16 protein-coding genes are annotated in these 15,231 nt (G+C 65.4%); 11 read left to right on the top strand and 5 right to left on the bottom strand.

Features of this window, described 5'->3' with window-relative positions:
- The first annotated feature begins 48 nt into the window (after positions 1-48).
- The 3 genes from ACOOE1_RS14225 to ACOOE1_RS14215 all read left to right on the top strand — a co-directional run bounded on the left by ACOOE1_RS14225 (position 49) and on the right by ACOOE1_RS14215 (position 2,221).
- Positions 49-1,251: a phosphoglycerate kinase gene (locus tag ACOOE1_RS14225; RefSeq protein ID WP_420402859.1), complete on the top strand. Its 1,203-nt coding sequence runs from the start codon at positions 49-51 to the stop codon at positions 1,249-1,251.
- A gap of 86 nt (positions 1,252-1,337) precedes the next feature.
- Positions 1,338-1,577 (top strand): hypothetical protein, encoded by a 240-nt coding sequence (locus ACOOE1_RS14220; RefSeq protein WP_420402858.1) that lies wholly within the window; start codon positions 1,338-1,340, stop codon positions 1,575-1,577.
- 107 nt (positions 1,578-1,684) lie between these two features.
- Positions 1,685-2,221, top strand: coding sequence for an NUDIX hydrolase (locus ACOOE1_RS14215; protein WP_420402857.1), 537 nt, complete (start codon positions 1,685-1,687; stop codon positions 2,219-2,221).
- Positions 2,222-2,224: 3 nt separating this feature from the next.
- On the opposite strand, the gene ftsY is transcribed toward ACOOE1_RS14215, so the two are convergent.
- From ftsY to dapF, 3 genes are all read right to left on the bottom strand, one after another.
- Positions 2,225-3,172, bottom strand: coding sequence for a signal recognition particle-docking protein FtsY (gene ftsY, locus ACOOE1_RS14210; protein ID WP_420402856.1), 948 nt, complete (start codon positions 3,170-3,172; stop codon positions 2,225-2,227).
- Entirely contained in the window at positions 3,169-4,458 is a 1,290-nt protein-coding gene (mtaB, locus tag ACOOE1_RS14205; RefSeq protein ID WP_420402855.1) for a tRNA (N(6)-L-threonylcarbamoyladenosine(37)-C(2))-methylthiotransferase MtaB, read from the bottom strand. The genes ftsY and mtaB overlap by 4 nt, the downstream gene beginning before the upstream one ends.
- An 84-nt stretch (positions 4,459-4,542) precedes the next feature.
- Positions 4,543-5,373, bottom strand: a complete 831-nt coding sequence (dapF, locus tag ACOOE1_RS14200) for a diaminopimelate epimerase (protein WP_420402854.1) — start codon at positions 5,371-5,373, stop codon at positions 4,543-4,545.
- Between the two features lie 92 nt (positions 5,374-5,465).
- Here dapF and ACOOE1_RS14195 point away from each other — a divergent pair, with 92 nt between their 5' ends.
- Complete coding sequence (locus tag ACOOE1_RS14195; RefSeq protein ID WP_420402853.1) at positions 5,466-6,536, top strand: malate/lactate/ureidoglycolate dehydrogenase; 1,071 nt, start codon at positions 5,466-5,468, stop codon at positions 6,534-6,536.
- A gap of 348 nt (positions 6,537-6,884) precedes the next feature.
- Here the strand turns inward: ACOOE1_RS14195 and ACOOE1_RS14190 are convergent, their stop codons facing one another.
- The gene (locus tag ACOOE1_RS14190; RefSeq protein WP_420402852.1) at positions 6,885-8,102 is read right to left on the bottom strand and encodes a mandelate racemase/muconate lactonizing enzyme family protein; all 1,218 of its coding nucleotides are present in this window, start codon (positions 8,100-8,102) and stop codon (positions 6,885-6,887) included.
- A 295-nt stretch (positions 8,103-8,397) separates the two neighbouring features.
- Between ACOOE1_RS14190 and ffh the strand changes: the two genes are divergently transcribed.
- The 5 genes from ffh (at position 8,398) to rplS (ending at position 12,151) form a co-directional block, all read left to right on the top strand.
- Positions 8,398-9,852, top strand: a complete 1,455-nt coding sequence (gene ffh, locus ACOOE1_RS14185) for a signal recognition particle protein (protein ID WP_420402851.1) — start codon at positions 8,398-8,400, stop codon at positions 9,850-9,852.
- A gap of 47 nt (positions 9,853-9,899) precedes the next feature.
- Entirely contained in the window at positions 9,900-10,340 is a 441-nt protein-coding gene (gene rpsP / locus ACOOE1_RS14180; RefSeq protein ID WP_420402850.1) for a 30S ribosomal protein S16, read from the top strand.
- A gap of 6 nt (positions 10,341-10,346) precedes the next feature.
- Positions 10,347-10,892: a ribosome maturation factor RimM gene (gene rimM / locus ACOOE1_RS14175; protein WP_420402849.1), complete on the top strand. Its 546-nt coding sequence runs from the start codon at positions 10,347-10,349 to the stop codon at positions 10,890-10,892.
- Positions 10,885-11,595 carry a tRNA (guanosine(37)-N1)-methyltransferase TrmD gene (gene trmD / locus ACOOE1_RS14170; RefSeq protein ID WP_420402848.1) on the top strand — a complete coding sequence of 237 codons (711 nt, stop codon included), beginning with the start codon at positions 10,885-10,887 and terminating at the stop codon, positions 11,593-11,595. Before rimM ends, trmD begins: the two co-directional genes overlap by 8 nt.
- A 166-nt stretch (positions 11,596-11,761) precedes the next feature.
- Complete coding sequence (gene rplS / locus ACOOE1_RS14165) at positions 11,762-12,151, top strand: 50S ribosomal protein L19 (protein ID WP_420402847.1); 390 nt, start codon at positions 11,762-11,764, stop codon at positions 12,149-12,151.
- A 60-nt stretch (positions 12,152-12,211) separates the two neighbouring features.
- Here rplS and ACOOE1_RS14160 read toward each other — a convergent pair whose 3' ends face one another.
- Positions 12,212-12,913 (bottom strand): sulfite exporter TauE/SafE family protein, encoded by a 702-nt coding sequence (locus ACOOE1_RS14160; protein WP_420402846.1) that lies wholly within the window; start codon positions 12,911-12,913, stop codon positions 12,212-12,214.
- Positions 12,914-13,172: 259 nt separating this feature from the next.
- Between ACOOE1_RS14160 and leuC the strand changes: the two genes are divergently transcribed.
- Positions 13,173-14,582, top strand: a complete 1,410-nt coding sequence (leuC, locus tag ACOOE1_RS14155; protein ID WP_420402845.1) for a 3-isopropylmalate dehydratase large subunit — start codon at positions 13,173-13,175, stop codon at positions 14,580-14,582.
- Between the two features lie 15 nt (positions 14,583-14,597).
- Positions 14,598-15,212, top strand: a complete 615-nt coding sequence (gene leuD / locus ACOOE1_RS14150; RefSeq protein WP_420402844.1) for a 3-isopropylmalate dehydratase small subunit — start codon at positions 14,598-14,600, stop codon at positions 15,210-15,212.
- The last annotated feature ends 19 nt before the right edge of the window (positions 15,213-15,231 follow it).

Here is a 15,231-nt window from a genome sequence, read left to right as displayed (position 1 = left end):
GCTCCGTCTGTGTTTGAAAGCGCCGGAAATCCGCGGGGAGTAAGAATCATGTCAGCCTATCGCACCCTCGATGCCCTCGATGCCAACGGCCGCACGGTTCTGCTGCGCGTGGATCTGAACGTTCCGATGAAGGACGGCAAGGTGACCGACGCGACGCGCATCGAGCGCGCGGTCCCGACCATTCTCGCGCTGCGCCGGAAGGGCGCGAAGGTCGTGGTGCTGTCCCATTTCGGCCGGCCGAAGGGCGAAAGGGTGGCGGACATGTCCCTGGCGCCGGTCGCCCAGCCGCTTTCGGACGCGCTGGGCGGCGTGCCGGTCTCCTTCGCGGAGGATTGTATCGGCGCGGCGGCCGAGCAAGCGGTCGCGGCGATGGCCGGCGGCGATGTGCTGGTCCTCGAGAACCTTCGCTTCCACAAGGGCGAGGAAAAGAACGACGCCGCCTTCACGAAGGCGCTGGCAAAGCTCGGCGACATCTATGTGAACGACGCCTTCGCGACCGCCCACCGCGCCCATGCCTCGACCGAGGGCCTCGCCCACCACCTGCCGGCCTATGCCGGCCTCTTGATGCAGGCGGAACTGGAAGCGCTCGGAAACGCGCTCGAATCGCCCGAGCGCCCGGTCGTGGCCGTGGTCGGCGGCGCCAAGGTCTCGACCAAGCTGGAGCTGCTCGGCAATCTGCTGCCAAGGGTCGACTACCTGATCATCGGCGGCGGCATGGCCAATACCTTCCTCTTCGCCCAGGGCCACGAGGTCGGTGCGTCGCTCGCCGAGCGCGATCTCGCGGACACCGCGCGCGAGATCATTGCGAAAGCGGAACAGGAAGGCTGCACGATCTGCCTGCAGACGGATTGCGTCGTTGCCGGTGAGTTCGCGGCCGGCGCACCGTCGCTGGTCGTACCTGTATCCGAGGTTCCTGGGGACAAGATGATCCTCGATGCGGGACCGGAGAGCGTGGCGGCTTTCGCCGAGGTCCTGCGTGACAGCGAGACGCTGGTCTGGAACGGCCCGCTCGGTGCTTTCGAGATTCCGCCATTCGACGCGGCGACCGTCGCGCTTGCGAGAACCGCGGCCGAGCTGACCGACCAGGGCGCGCTGCTCAGCGTCGCCGGCGGTGGCGATACCGTGGCGGCGCTGGTCCATGCCGGGGTTTCCGAACGCTTCAGCTATGTCTCGACGGCCGGCGGGGCCTTCCTGGAATGGCTCGAGGGCAAGACCCTTCCGGGAGTCGCAGCTCTGATGGATGACGCGTAGGGCTCGAGTCCCGAATCGGCGGAAAACCGGGAAATATTGACTATTTACCGTTTCTTACCCATATTAGGCGGTGTAGGAGACGGTGAATGATACCCGCAGTACCGGTAACAGTTCCTCTGAACGCCACGCTTCCGACCCTGGTTGCCCCCCGGCCGGTGGAGCAGGAGCGTGACCGGAACAACCAGCCGCTAACCGCGGCCGCCGTTGCCAGTTCGGACGAGAACAGCGAAGTGCAGGGCGACAACGAGCGTGCGACCGCGCTGCGGAACCAGGCTCGCAGGGAGACCCAGCGCGAACGCGGTGATGCGATCGATATCCTCGTTTGAGTTTGGGAAACGCCCCGGATTTTGAGCGCGGCCCTTGAGGGCCGCGCTTTCTTTTGGCGCCTGCTCTGCTAGGGTTTTCTTGCCAGAAGACTGAGACGGGGAGCGACATGACCGGCGAGCAATCGGATCTGAAAGGACCGGTGACCAAACTGGTGCCGGAGGGCGACGAGCGCGAGCGCCTGGTCTGCACCGATTGCGGCTTCATCAACTACGTCAATCCGAAAATCGTGGTCGGCGCCGTCGTCACCTGGGAGGACCGGTTCCTGCTCTGCAAGCGCGCGATCCCGCCGCGCCTCGGTTACTGGACCCTGCCCGCCGGCTTCATGGAGGAGGGCGAGTCGACCCAGGACGGCGCCGCCCGCGAGGCCTGGGAAGAGGCGCGGGCACGGATCGAGATCGGCCCGCTGCTCGGAATCTACAACATTCCCAGGATCAGCCAGGTGCAGATGATCTACCGCGCCCGCCTGCTGTCGGACGAGATTTCCGCAGGGCCGGAAAGCCAGGATGTCGGCCTTTTCAGCTGGGACGAGATTCCCTGGGACGAGATCGCCTTCCCGAGCGTGCACTGGGCCTTCGCGCATTATCGGGAGACCCTGGGCCAGGACGAGTTCGCCCCGCGCTCGGAAATGCCGATGGGGGTGTGAGGGCTAGTCCAGCCCCATCAGATCGCGGGCGAAACGATTGGCCTCGAAGGGCTGCAGGTCCTCCGCGCTCTCGCCGACGCCGACGGCGTGGACCGGCAGGCCGAGCTGGTCCGCCAGTGCCACCACGACGCCGCCCCGCGTGCTGCCGTCGAGCTTGGTGATCACGAGACCGCTGACCTCGACCATTTCCTTGAAGGCCTTCACCTGGCTGTGCGCGTTCTGGCCGACGGTGCCGTCCAGCACGAGTACGCAATCGTGCGGTGCGCTCTCGTCCTGCTTGCGGATCACGCGGATCACCTTGGCGAGTTCGTCCATCAGCTCGGCGCGGTTCTGCAGCCGACCGGCGGTATCGATCAGCAGCACGTCGGTCCCGGCGGCCTTCGCCTCGCCGATCGCGTCGAAGGCCAGTGCTGCCGCGTCCGATCCTTGCGATTTCGCAATGACACGCGTGCCCGTGCGCTCGCCCCAGACCTGGAGCTGCTCGATGGCGGCGGCGCGGAAGGTGTCGCCGGCGGCCATCATGACCGAAAGGCCGCGGTCCCTGAACTGCTTGGCGAGCTTGCCGATCGTGGTGGTCTTGCCGCTGCCGTTCACGCCGACCATGAGGACGATATGCGGCTTGCGGCCCGTGGCGACTTCGAGCGGTTTTGCGACCGGAGTCAGGATTTCGGCGATATCCTCGGCGAAGGCGGTGCGGACCTCCTCGTCCGTCACGTCCTTGCCGAACTTCTCCTTGGCGAGGTTCGAGATCAGACGGGCCGAGGTCTCGACCCCGAGATCGGCCGTGATCAGCACCTCTTCAAGCTCTTCCAGACTCTCGTCGTCGAGACGCTTCTTCGTGAAGACGCCGGAGATCCCGCCGACCAGCTTGCCGGAGGATTTGGCAAGCCCGTCTTTCAGGCGCCGGAACCAGCCCCGACGCTCTCCGCTTTCAGCCGTCTCTTCGCTCATGCGGCGGATTTCCGTTCGATCTGACCAATAAGGTGGGTGCCGTCGCTGCCGGTGATCCGGACAGGGACGATCTCGCCGGGCGTGCCGCCCTCAAGGCGGACCGGCGCGAAGTTTTCCGCCCGTCCGAGATCCGGTTTCTCGACCAGCACGGATTGCAGGCTGCCGGTGAGGCCGCCGAGGAAGCGCGCGAGATTTGCCTCGCCCGCGGCGCGCAGTTTTGCCGCCCGTTCCTTGCGCAGCGGACCCGGAACCTGCGGCATCTTTGCCGCGGGGGTGCCGGGACGGGCGGAATAGGGGAAGACATGGAGATAAGAGAGGCCGCATTCCTCGACCAGCGCGAGGCTGTTCTCGAACATTTCCTCATTCTCCGTCGGGAAGCCGGCGATGATGTCGGCGCCGAAGGCGATGTCCGGCCGCGCCGCCCGCAATTCGCGGCAGAACGTTATGATATCCGAACGGTTATGTCGGCGCTTCATGCGCTTCAGGATCATGTCGTCGCCCGCCTGCAGGCTGACATGGAGATGCGGCATCAGGCGCGGTTCGTCCCTGACCAGCGTCAGCAGGTCGTCGTCGATCTCGACCGCGTCGATCGAGGAGAGGCGCAGACGCGGCAGTTCCGGAACCAGTGCCAGCAGCCGGCGCACCATCTGCCCGAGCGCCGGCTTGCCCGGCAGGTCGGCACCGTAGGAGGTGATGTCGACCCCGGTCAGCACGATCTCGCGGTAACCGTTCGCCACCAGCTCGCGCACCTGGCGCACGATCTCGCCCATCGGCACCGAGCGGCTGTTGCCGCGGCCAAAGGGGATAATGCAGAAAGTGCAGCGATGGTCGCAGCCCTGCTGGACCTGCACGAAGGCCCGGGCGCGCCCCTCGAGACCGGCGACCAGATGCGACGCCGTCTCCTTCACGCTCATGATGTCGTTGACGAGGATCCTGGCCTCTCCCGGAGCGTTCCACGTCTCGGCCTTCAGCTTCTCCTCGTTGCCGACCACCCGGTCGACCTCCTCCATCTCGGCATAGGCGGCGGGATCGATTTGCGCGGCGCAGCCGGTGACCACGATCTCGGCCGCCGGATTGGCGCGGCGGGCCTTGCGGATCGCCTGGCGCGCCTGGCGTTCGGCTTCCTTCGTGACGGCACAGGTATTGATGACGACGACATCCTCGCGCCCGGCGCGGACGAGATGGTCGCGGATGACCTCGGACTCATAGGCATTGAGGCGGCAGCCGAAAGTCTCGACCGGCCGGCCCGAATTGCGCCCGTCCGTGTTGTCGTCAGTCTGGTTCATGGGGCGAGAAATGGCCGGAAACGGCCCGAATTGCAAGCGTTGCGGGCGGCCGGGTGCCATGCGCGCGCCGCATGGTCGGCTGCCTCAGGAAAGCGCGTCGAGGTCGAGCGTGCCACTGAAGCTGAGCGCCACCGGGCCGGTCATCAGCACGTGGCCGTCCTCGCGCCATTCGATGGTGAGGGTCCCGCCGTCGAGTTCCACATCCGCCTTCCGGCCGGTCAGGCCGCGGCGCGCCGCCGCCACCAGCACCGCGCAGGCGCCGGAGCCGCAGGCCTCGGTGATGCCGGCGCCGCGCTCCCAGACCCGCATGCGGATATCCGCCGCGCCGCGCACGGTGGCGAACTCGATATTTGCCCGGTCGGGAAAGAGCGGGCTGGTTTCCAGCTTCGGACCGATCTCGGAAAGCGGGATCGCGTCCGCATCCTCGACGAAGATCACCGCGTGCGGGTTGCCCATATTCACGCAGCAGGCGGGACCGTAGGGATTGCCCGGGATCTCGACATTCAGTGTGTCGACACTCTCCGCGAGCGGGATCTCCGCCGCCTCCAGCCGTGCCGGGCCCATATCGACCCGGACCCGCCCGTCCTCCAGGCGCTCGCAGATCAGCGTGCCGGCAATGGTTTCGAGACCGATTCGATCTTTTCCGAGCTCCGCCATCACCAGGTCGGCGACGCAGCGCGTGCCGTTGCCGCAGGCGCCGGCCTCGCTGCCGTCCGGATTGTGGATCCGCATGAAGGCGTCGCCGTCGTTCTTCGGCGCCTCGATGGTGAGGAACTGGTCATAGCCGACGCCGCGCCGCCGGTCGCCTACGGCGCGGTAATCCCGCTCGTCGAGGGCGGGGCCTGGGAGCCGGCCGTCCAGCACGACGAAGTCGTTGCCGAGGCCGTTCATCTTGAGGAACGCGATCTGTCTCATGGCGGCATATATATCGGCTGCATCCGGCAATTCCAATAAGCGACAGTGCCCGCTACCGTGTGCTCCGAAAGATCAAGTCGAGGGAGTGGAACATGATTACGGTCGCGCATGACGCGCTCGAGAAGCTGGTCGCGGAGATGATCGGCCGGGCGGGGAGCAACCCGGAGGAAGCAGGCAAGGTCGCGCGCAATCTGGTCGAGGCCAACTGCCTCGGGCATGACAGCCACGGCATCGGCCTGGTCGCGCAATACATGGACCATGCGCGCGCGGGCTCGCTGACCGTGAACGGTCATGTCAGCCTCGTCTCCGACAACGGGGTCTATCTGCTGCTCGACGGCAACATGGCTTACGGGCAGGTCACCGGCATCGAGGCGATGGAGCTCGGCATCGACCGGGCGCGCACCGCCGGCGCCGCGATTGTCGGCCTGCGCAACTCGCACCATCTCGGCCGCATCGGCGCCTGGGGCGAGATGTGCGCCGAGGCAGGCTTCATCTCGATCCATTTCGTCAACGTGGTCGGCCACCGTCCGCTCGTCGCTCCCTGGGGCGGGGCCGAGGCGCGCTATTCGACCAATCCCTACTGCACGGCCGTTCCGGCAACCGACAGGAACCCTATGTTCGTGCTCGACATGGCCACCAGCCGGGTCGCGCTCGGCAAGGTGCGGGTTGCCTACAATGCCGGCAAGGAAGTGGTCGAGGGCGCGCTGATCGATCACAACGGCCGGCCGACCCGCGAGGCGGCGGTGATGTACGAGGAGCCGACCGGCGCCCTGCAGGCCTTCGGCGAGCACAAGGGCTACGGCCTTGCCATGCTCGGCGAGATCCTCGGTGCCGCCCTGCTCGGCGGACCGGTGACCGATCCGAAGCACCAGGAGCGCAACACGATCTGCAACTCCATGCTGACGGTCATCATCGACCCGAAGGGCTTCGGCAAGGACATTCCGTTCGGCGACCTGATCGACTCGATGCTCGCCTATGTCACCAGCGCGCGCCCGGCGGAAGGCACGGACAAGATCCGCGTCGCCGGCGAGCCGGAGCGGGAAACCTCGGCGGACCGCAAGGCGAACGGCATCCCGGTCGATCCCGGCACCTGGGCCGGGCTGGTCGAGGCGGGCGTCAATGCCGGCATGGACCGGCATGCGTTTGATGGGATTGCTGGGTAAGTGACTTTGGCAAGCGATGAAACACGCTGAATGGATGCGTTTCTCAGAACGATCACGCTAGCGCTTCTCATATGCGCTATTGCGGTCTGTGTGTCTCGTGAAGCCAAGGTCTACCGGCTGCGGAAGCGGTTTAACAACCTGCATGCAAAAAACGGCGGATACATCGGCCTCTTTTCCCTCTATTCGACCCCATGGCCATTCGCTACCACGAGAAACGCCCAAAAATATGCGGCCCTACTCTCAAAATACCGACGGCGGACAGTCTTGTTGTTTGGGCTATTGGTCGTCATGGCGTTTGCCGTCCCAGAAATCGTTCGTTTGATAATTGGGACGACGTAGCTGTTGGTCCTATCCCCCCGCGAACGGCTCTCCCGCAACCTCGAACGGATCCTGGCTCATCTGCAGATGCAGCTGGTCGCCCTCATAGGGATGCGCCAGCGCGACCTCTTCGTTCAGCTCGACCCCGAGGCCGGGTGCGCTCGGCGGGATGACATAGCCGTCCTCCCAGCGCATCGGGCTCTTCAGGATCTCGGCATGGAAGCCGTCCCATTTGCGGATGCTCTCCAGCACCAGGAAATTCGGGATCGAGGCGGCGAGCTGGACGTTGGCGGCGCCGACCACCGGGCCGCAATAGAGATGCGGCGCGACCTGGGCGTAGAAGGCCTCGGCCATGCCGGCGATCTTCTTGCCTTCGAGGATGCCCCCGACCCGGCCCATATTCATCTGCAGGATCGCGGCGGCGCCGGTCTCCAGCACGCGGCGGAATTCCCACTTGGTGGTCAGCCGTTCGCCGGTCGCGACCGGGATCGAGGTCGCCGCGGCCACCTTCGCCATTTCCTCCGGCATGTCCGGCGGGGTGGGCTCCTCGAACCAGAGCGGATCGTAGGGCTCCAGCCTGCGTGCGAGGCGTTTTGCGCCGGCGGCGGTGAACTGGCCGTGGGTGCCGAAGAGCATGTCCGCCTTGCCGCCGACCGCCTCGCGGATCAACCGGCAGAAGGCCTCGGAGCGGTCGAGGATCTCCATGTCCGGCTGGTGCCCGCCGAAGGCGGTATAGGGGCCGGCGGGATCGAACTTCACTGCGGTGAATCCCTCGGCAACGCAGGCGGCGGCCGCCTCCGCGCTCTTCTCCGGGCTGTTGTAGAAGGTGGCCGGGTCGTCCTCGGGGCGGGGATAGAGATAGGTGTAGGTGCGCAGGCGCTCGTTCACCATGCCGCCGAGCAGCTCGTAGACCGGCTTGCCCGCCGCCTTCCCGATGATGTCCCAGCAGGCCATCTCCAGCCCGCTGACGACGCCCATCATGGAGGGGTCGGGGCGCTGGGTGAAGCCGGAGCCGTGGGCGCGGCGCCAGAAGCGCTCGACATGGTGCGGGTCGTTTCCCTCGAGATAGCGCGCGAACACGTCCTCCACCATCGCCGCCACGACCTTCGGTCTGAAGGTGGCGGCATAGACCTCGCCGACGCCCTCGATGCCGCAGGCGGTGCGCAGCTTCACGAAAAGGAAATAGCGTCCGCCGAAACCGGGCGGCGGGTTGCCGACAATGAAGGTCTTCAGGCTTTCGAGTCTCATCAATGGTCTCCGGGACAGGCTGTCGGCGGGTCTGAATTCCGCAATCGGGTTGCGGATGGGCAGACTAGCGACCACATGGCCTTATGCTAAGGCAAAAGCGACGGACCGTTCGGAGACCGGCGGGAACGCTTGACTCGCGCGCGCGGCGCCCATATGTTCCGGCGCTCTCGGCAAAAACCAGTCTGCTGAGACCTTCACGGGTTCCGTCCGTCCTCGAGTGTTCGAGCACGGGCGCGCAACTGCTTTGGGTTTTCGTCTGACTGGCAAACCGGGATGAATTGGAGTTAACGGACGCATGTTCGACAGTCTTCAGAACCGGCTTGGCGACGTTTTCGATCGCCTGAAGAAACGCGGCGCGCTGAAAGAAGCCGACGTGACGGCTGCGCTGCGGGAAGTGCGCGTGGCCCTGCTCGAGGCCGACGTGGCGCTGCCGGTGGTGAAGGACTTCATCGACAAGGTGCGCGAGCGCGCGGTCGGCCAGGAAGTCATCAAGTCGGTCTCGCCGGGTCAGCAGGTGATCAAGATCGTCCACGACAATCTCGTGGAAATGCTTGGCACCGAGGCCGCGGGGATCAACCTCAACGCCGTTCCGCCGGTGCCGATCCTGATGGTCGGCCTGCAGGGCGGCGGCAAGACCACGAGCACCGCCAAGCTCGCGAAGCGTCTGAAGGAGCGTGATCGCAAGAAGGTTCTGATGGCCTCGCTCGACATCTACCGGCCGGCGGCGCGCGAACAGCTCCGCGTGCTGGGCGAGCAGATCGAGGTCGCGACCCTGCCGATCGCCGAAAACGAAACGCCCGTTTCGATTGCGAAACGGGCGATGGCCGCCGGCAAGCTGCAGGGCTTCGACGTGGTCATGCTCGATACCGCCGGCCGGCTCTCCATCGACGAGTCGATGATGGGTGAGGTGATCCAGGTCCGCGATGCGGTGAATCCGGTCGAAACCATCCTGGTCGCCGACGCGATGACCGGCCAGGACGCTGTTACGACGGCGCGCAATTTCCACGAACGGGTCGGGCTGACCGGCATCGTGCTGACCCGGATGGACGGCGATGCGCGCGGCGGCGCGGCGCTTTCCATGCGCGCGGTCACCGGCGTGCCGATCAAGGGCGTCGGCGTCGGTGAGCGGGCCGACGCATTGGAGGATTTCCACCCGGAGCGTGTCGCCGGCCGGATCCTCGGCATGGGCGACGTGGTCAGCCTGGTCGAGAAGGCCGCGGAGACCATCGAGGTCGAGGAAGCCGAGCGCATCGCCAAGAAGATGCAGAAAGGCTCGTTCGACCTCGAGGACATGCTCTCGCAGCTCCGCCAGGTAAAGAAGATGGGCGGGCTCGGAGGCGTGATGTCCATGCTTCCGGGCATTGGCAAGCTGCAGAAGCAGATGGCCGGCGCCAACATGGACGAAAACGTCATCAAGAAGCAGGAAGCGATCATCCTCTCCATGACCAGGGCGGAGCGGAAGAACGCAAAACTGATGAACGCCTCGCGCCGGCGCCGCATCGCGGCCGGGTCGGGCACCAGCGTCCAGGAGGTGAACAAGCTCCTGAAGCAGCATCAGGACATGACCCGGGTCATGAAACAGATTGGCAAGAAGGGCGGCATGAAGGGCCTCGGGGCTCTGCTCGGCGGCGGCGGTGGAGGCATGCCCGGCATGCCCGGCGCCGGCCAGCTTCCGCCCGGCCTCTCTGGCAAAGGCATGCCGAAGCTCCCGGGAGGCATGCTGCCGCCCGGTTTCCCCGGCAAGAAGTAATCGAACACGACTGAAAAGCTAAGAGCCTTACTGAAAGGAAGAAACCCATGTCCCTTCGTATTCGTCTGTCGCGCGGCGGCGCCAAGAAGCGCCCGTTCTACCGCATCGTCGTCGCCGAGGGCACGTCCCCGCGGGACGGCCTCTTCATCGAGAAGCTTGGCACCTACAATCCGATGCTGCCGAAGGACCACCAGGACCGTCTGGTGATCAAGGAAGACCGGATCAAGCACTGGATCTCCGTTGGCGCGAAGCCGACCGACCGGGTGCACAAGATGCTGGCCGCCATCGACCTGATGGGCAAGTTCGAGTACCGCGAGCAGCCGAAGAAGTCCGCCCCGGGCCGCAAGCGCCAGGAGCGTGAAGAGGAAGAGGCCGCGAAGGCTGCCGAGGCCGCCGAAGCCGCTGCCGCCGAGGCTGCCGCTGCTGCCGAAGCCGCCGCCGCTCCGGCTGAGGAAGCCCCGGCCGAGGAAGAGAAGTCCGAGGGCTAGGCTGCGATGGCCGAGCCGGTCACTCTCGGCGTCATCGTCGGCGTCCACGGCGTGCGCGGTCTGCTCCGGGTGAAGAGTTTCACCGAGCAGCCGGAAGACATCGCCGCCTACGGTCCGCTGAAGGATGAAACCGGTAAGAGCTACAAGCTCGAGGTGACCGGCCAGGCGAAGGGCGTGCTCCTGGTGCGCATTGCCGGGATCGGCGACCGGAACGCGGCGGAAGCCCTGAAGGGCACCGAGCTTCTGATCGACCGGGACCGGCTGCCCGAGGCGGATGCCGATGAGTTCTACCATGCGGATCTGATCGGCCTCAGGGCGGACCTGGTCGCGGGGGAGACTCTCGGCACGGTGGTCGCGGTGCAGAATTTCGGCGCCGGAGATCTGCTGGAGATTCGTCTGCCGGAGAGCCGCAAGACAGTGCTCGTGCCGTTCGACGGGGACTCGGTTCCGGAAATCGACATCGAGGCCGGATGGCTGCGGGTCGATCCGCCGGCGGGGCTTCTGGACGAGACGTCGGACGCGGATCGCAGGGCCGAAGCGGACCATGGCTGACACGGCCGCACCCTGGCAGGCGACGGTTCTCGGCCTGTTCCCGGAGATGTTCCCGGGGCCGCTCGGTCACTCGATCGCCGAAAAGGCCCGTCAGGCGGGCCTTTGGACCCTGAAAACGCTGGACATCAGGGATTTTGCGCGCGATAAGCACCGCTCCGTGGACGATACCCCTTTCGGGGGCGGTTCCGGAATGGTGATGCGGCCCGATGTGGTCGACGCGGCCCTGGCCGCCGTCGAGGACGTTCCGGGCCGCCGAATTTATTTGAGCCCGCGCGGCGCCCGGTTCGACCAGGCGATGGCGCGGGAGCTTGCGGATGGCCCCGGTGTGGTGCTGCTCTGCGGACGATACGAGGGACTGGACCAGCGGGTGATCGACGCCCGCGGCCTGTGTGAGGTCAGTCTCGGGGATTTCGTGCTTTCGGGCGGCGAGATCCCGGCCCTGGCGCTGCTGGATGCCTGCATCCGTCTGCTGCCGGGCGTGCTCGGAACGGCGGCGACGCTGGACGAGGAGAGTTTCGAGGAGGGGCTGCTGGAGTATCCCCTCTATACGCAGCCGCGGGAATGGAACGGATTGTCCGTTCCCGAGGTGTTGTTGTCCGGCCACCACGCCAGGATTTCATCCTGGCGCCGGGAACGGTCGGAAGAGATCACGCGCGAGCGGCGCCCGGACCTCTGGGAACGCTATCGCGGGTCGAAGAAGTGAGCGGAGCGGACGGCGCGGCTGTCCAGTCTTCGCTCTTGCAGTGCGGCATGCCGCTCCTCTGCGGCCCGGTGGTCGGGCAGGTCATGAGCTGCGTGTGTTTCGAGCGCCGGTATTCACCGGTCCCCTGGTTGGATCGGTCGCCACCGGCATGATTTGGAGAAGAAGAATGAACATCGTACAACAGCTCGAAAAAGAGCAGCTTGACAAGCTCGTTGCAGAGCGCCCGGTTCCGGAATTCGGTCCGGGCGACACCGTGAAGGTCAATGTCCGGGTCGTCGAAGGCACCCGCGAGCGTGTCCAGGCCTATGAAGGTGTCTGCATCGCGCGCAAGAACGACGGGCTGAACTCTTCCTTCACCGTCCGCAAGATCTCCTACGGCGAAGGCGTCGAGCGTGTGTTTCCGCTCTACTCCCCGCGCCTCGACAGCATCGAGGTGACCCGCCGCGGCAAGGTTCGCCGGGCGAAGCTTTACTACCTGCGCGGCCGTCGCGGCAAAGCGGCGCGTATCGCCGAGAAGGTGACCAACCGCAGCAAGGCGAGCGCCGCCGGAGCGTAAGCTTCAAGCGCATTCAGAGTTTGAGCGGGAGCGCCTTGGCGCTCCCGTTTTCTTTCTGCCCTATCCGAACAGCGTGCCGGCGCCGATCACCGAGAGCAGGAGATAGGCGATGCGCCGGAAGGTTCGCTCGCTCGCCAGATAGAACAGCTTCCCGCCGCCCCAGATTCCGGCCATGTAGAACGGCGCCATGAGCGCGCCGAGCAGCATCCGTTCGGGCGTGAGCACGCCGAACCAGACATAGCTCGCCACCACGAAGACGAAGCCGATCTGGAAGAAGGCGGTGATGTTGGCGCGCACCGCGGTCGGCGCATAGGGTCCGGAGAGCAGGTAGAAGATGATCGGCGGCCCGCCGAGCCCGGTCGATCCGTTCAGGAACCCGGCGACGCCGCCGACCGCGATGTCCAGTCCGAGGCGGCGCGGAACGGTATGCCGGTATCCGCTGGCGAGCAGCGCCACAAGCAGCAGAACGATGACCGAGATCGCCTGACGCAGCTGATCCTGGTCCACGCTGACCAGGATCCAGGTGCCGAGCGGCAGGGCGAAGATGCCGCCAAGCGCCATCGGGGCCGCCTGCTTCCAGTCCGCGTCCCGGCGCGACATGCGCAGCAGCTGGATCTGTGCCGGCAGTTCCATGGTCGTGAGGGCTGCGAGCGCGGCCTGCGGGCCGAACAGCAGGCTCAGCAGCGGAATGGAGATCATCGCCGCGCCGAAGCCCGAGAAGCCACGGACCAGCCCCGCCAGCACGACCGTTCCCGCAGCCAAAAGAAGTTTCCAGAGGCCAAACCCTTCCAATGTGGAAGCAATCAAGTTCAGATCCATTCGCATTTGGCCTTTATCGGTTCGTTATTTTCGGAAAACCCCGGTTTCCCCGCAAGATTCAGCTTTTTTCCGCAGGATCGACTCGTTATGCTCCGGGCCCGTCTCGGGACGAGAGATATGTCGCGCCCTAAGAAAAAGAGCGGTCGACCCATATCGTGGCCGATCTGAAACGGCGCTCAAGATGAGAGGAAGCATAGCAGCGATGTCCAAGCCGCGTACGCTGTTCGATAAGATCTGGCAGGATCATCTGGTCGACGTTCAGGACGATGGGACCTGTCTCATTTATATCGACCGTCACCTGGTGCATGAAGTCACCAGTCCGCAGGCCTTCGAAGGGCTCCGGAATGCCGGCCGCAAGGTGCGCCGCCCGGACTTCACCCTCGCGGTCGCCGATCACAACGTTCCGACCAAGGACCTCGACAAGGGCATTACCGACGAGGAGTCGCGGATCCAGGTCGCGACCCTGGAGCAGAACGTTTCCGATTTCGGCGTGCCGTATTTCGACATGAAGGACACGCGCCGCGGCATCGTGCACATCATCGGCCCGGAACAGGGCTTCACCCTGCCGGGAACGACGATCGTCTGCGGCGACAGCCACACCTCGACCCACGGCGCCTTCGGCGCGCTCGCCTTCGGCATCGGCACCTCGGAGGTCGAGCATGTGCTCGCCACTCAGACGCTGGTGCAGAGCCCGGCGAAGAACATGCGCATCACCGTCAAGGGTGAGCTGCCCAAGGGCGTGAACTCCAAGGATATCGTGCTTGCCATCATCGGCAAGATCGGCACGGCCGGCGGCACCGGCCACGTGATCGAGTTTGCCGGCGAAGCGGTTCGCGGGCTTTCCATGGAAGCGCGGATGACGATCTGCAACATGTCGATCGAGGCGGGCGCCCGCGCCGGCCTGATCGCGCCGGACGAGACCACGTTCGAGTATCTCAAGGGCCGCCCCTTCGCGCCGAAAGCGGGCGCATGGGAGCAGGCCGTTGCCTACTGGAAGACCCTGCCGTCCGACGAGGGCGCGGTCTACGACACCGAGGTCGAGCTGGACGCGTCCGAGATCGTGCCGCAGGTGACCTGGGGCACGAACCCGGAAGAGGTCGTCCCGATCACCGCGAACATTCCGGATCCGGAACAGATGTCCGATCCGGTCCGGAAGGCGAAGATCGCCCGCTCGCTCGAATATATGGGCCTGACGGCCGGCATGCCGATCAACGAGGTGAAGATCGACAAGATCTTCATCGGCTCCTGCACCAACGGCCGCCTCGAGGACCTGCGCATCGCCGCCGGCGTTCTGAAGGGCCGCAAGATCGCCGAGAATGTCAACGCGATCATCGTGCCGGGCTCCGGCCTGGTGAAGGAGCAGGCCGAGGAAGAGGGTCTGGACAAGATCTTCCTCGAAGCGGGCTGCGAATGGCGTGAGCCGGGCTGCTCCATGTGCCTTGCCATGAATGCCGACCGGCTGGAGCCGGGCGAGCGCTGCGCCTCGACCTCGAACCGGAACTTTGAAGGCCGGCAGGGTCGTGGCGGACGGACTCACCTGGTGAGTCCGGCGATGGCCGCCGCCGCCGCGGTGGCCGGCCACCTGACCGACGTCCGCGAACTGCTGAACTGAGGGAGGAGAGAGATAATGGATAAATTCACCAAGCTCTCCGGTGTCGCGGCGCCGATGAACATCATCAATGTCGATACCGACATGATCATTCCAAAGAACTATCTGAAGACGATCAAGCGGTCGGGTCTCGGCAAGCATGCCTTCGCCGAGATGCGCTACAATGACGACGGTAGCGAGAACCCGGATTTCGTGCTGAACAAGCCGGCCTACCGCAAGGCGCAGGTCATTGTCGCGGGCGATAATTTCGGCTGCGGCTCCTCGCGTGAGCACGCGCCCTGGGCGCTGCTCGATTTCGGCATCCGCTGCGTCATCTCCACCAGCTTTGCGGATATCTTCTTCAACAATTGCTTCAAGAACGGGATCCTGCCGATCAAGGTGACCCAGGAGCAGCTGGACGAGTTGATGGACGATGCCGAGAAGGGCTCCAACGCGGTGCTTGAGATCGACCTGGAGAACCAGGAGATTGGCCGTCCGAACGGCGAGAAGATCGCTTTCGAGGTCGACGAATTCCGCAAGCATTGCCTGCTCAACGGTCTGGACGATATCGGGCTGACGATGGAAAAGGGCAGCGCGATCGACAAGTTCGAGGACAAGGAAAAGGCGGAGCGCCCCTGGCTGGCCGCGTCCTGACGGGCCACTTCGCCGGCTG

The sequence above is a fragment of the Nisaea sp. genome, from assembly GCF_965216895.1.
Lineage (GTDB): Bacteria > Pseudomonadota > Alphaproteobacteria > Thalassobaculales > Thalassobaculaceae > Nisaea.
This window is presented reverse-complemented; position numbering and strand designations above follow the sequence as displayed.

Excerpts from the sequence above, each read along its gene's own strand:
- leuC (WP_420402845.1), top strand. The coding sequence starts at position 13,173 with ATGTCCAAGCCGCGTACGCTGTTCGATAAGATCTGGCAGGATCATCTG.
- mtaB (WP_420402855.1), bottom strand. The coding sequence starts at position 4,458 with ATGAACCAGACTGACGACAACACGGACGGGCGCAATTCGGGCCGGCCG.
- rimM (WP_420402849.1), top strand. The coding sequence starts at position 10,347 with ATGGCCGAGCCGGTCACTCTCGGCGTCATCGTCGGCGTCCACGGCGTG.
- ACOOE1_RS14195 (WP_420402853.1), top strand. The coding sequence starts at position 5,466 with ATGATTACGGTCGCGCATGACGCGCTCGAGAAGCTGGTCGCGGAGATG.
- trmD (WP_420402848.1), top strand. The coding sequence starts at position 10,885 with ATGGCTGACACGGCCGCACCCTGGCAGGCGACGGTTCTCGGCCTGTTC.
- ACOOE1_RS14225 (WP_420402859.1), top strand. The coding sequence starts at position 49 with ATGTCAGCCTATCGCACCCTCGATGCCCTCGATGCCAACGGCCGCACG.
- ffh (WP_420402851.1), top strand. The coding sequence starts at position 8,398 with ATGTTCGACAGTCTTCAGAACCGGCTTGGCGACGTTTTCGATCGCCTG.
- leuD (WP_420402844.1), top strand. The coding sequence starts at position 14,598 with ATGGATAAATTCACCAAGCTCTCCGGTGTCGCGGCGCCGATGAACATC.
- rplS (WP_420402847.1), top strand. The coding sequence starts at position 11,762 with ATGAACATCGTACAACAGCTCGAAAAAGAGCAGCTTGACAAGCTCGTT.
- rpsP (WP_420402850.1), top strand. The coding sequence starts at position 9,900 with ATGTCCCTTCGTATTCGTCTGTCGCGCGGCGGCGCCAAGAAGCGCCCG.
- ACOOE1_RS14220 (WP_420402858.1), top strand. The coding sequence starts at position 1,338 with ATGATACCCGCAGTACCGGTAACAGTTCCTCTGAACGCCACGCTTCCG.
- ACOOE1_RS14215 (WP_420402857.1), top strand. The coding sequence starts at position 1,685 with ATGACCGGCGAGCAATCGGATCTGAAAGGACCGGTGACCAAACTGGTG.
- dapF (WP_420402854.1), bottom strand. The coding sequence starts at position 5,373 with ATGAGACAGATCGCGTTCCTCAAGATGAACGGCCTCGGCAACGACTTC.
- ftsY (WP_420402856.1), bottom strand. The coding sequence starts at position 3,172 with ATGAGCGAAGAGACGGCTGAAAGCGGAGAGCGTCGGGGCTGGTTCCGG.
- ACOOE1_RS14190 (WP_420402852.1), bottom strand. The coding sequence starts at position 8,102 with ATGAGACTCGAAAGCCTGAAGACCTTCATTGTCGGCAACCCGCCGCCC.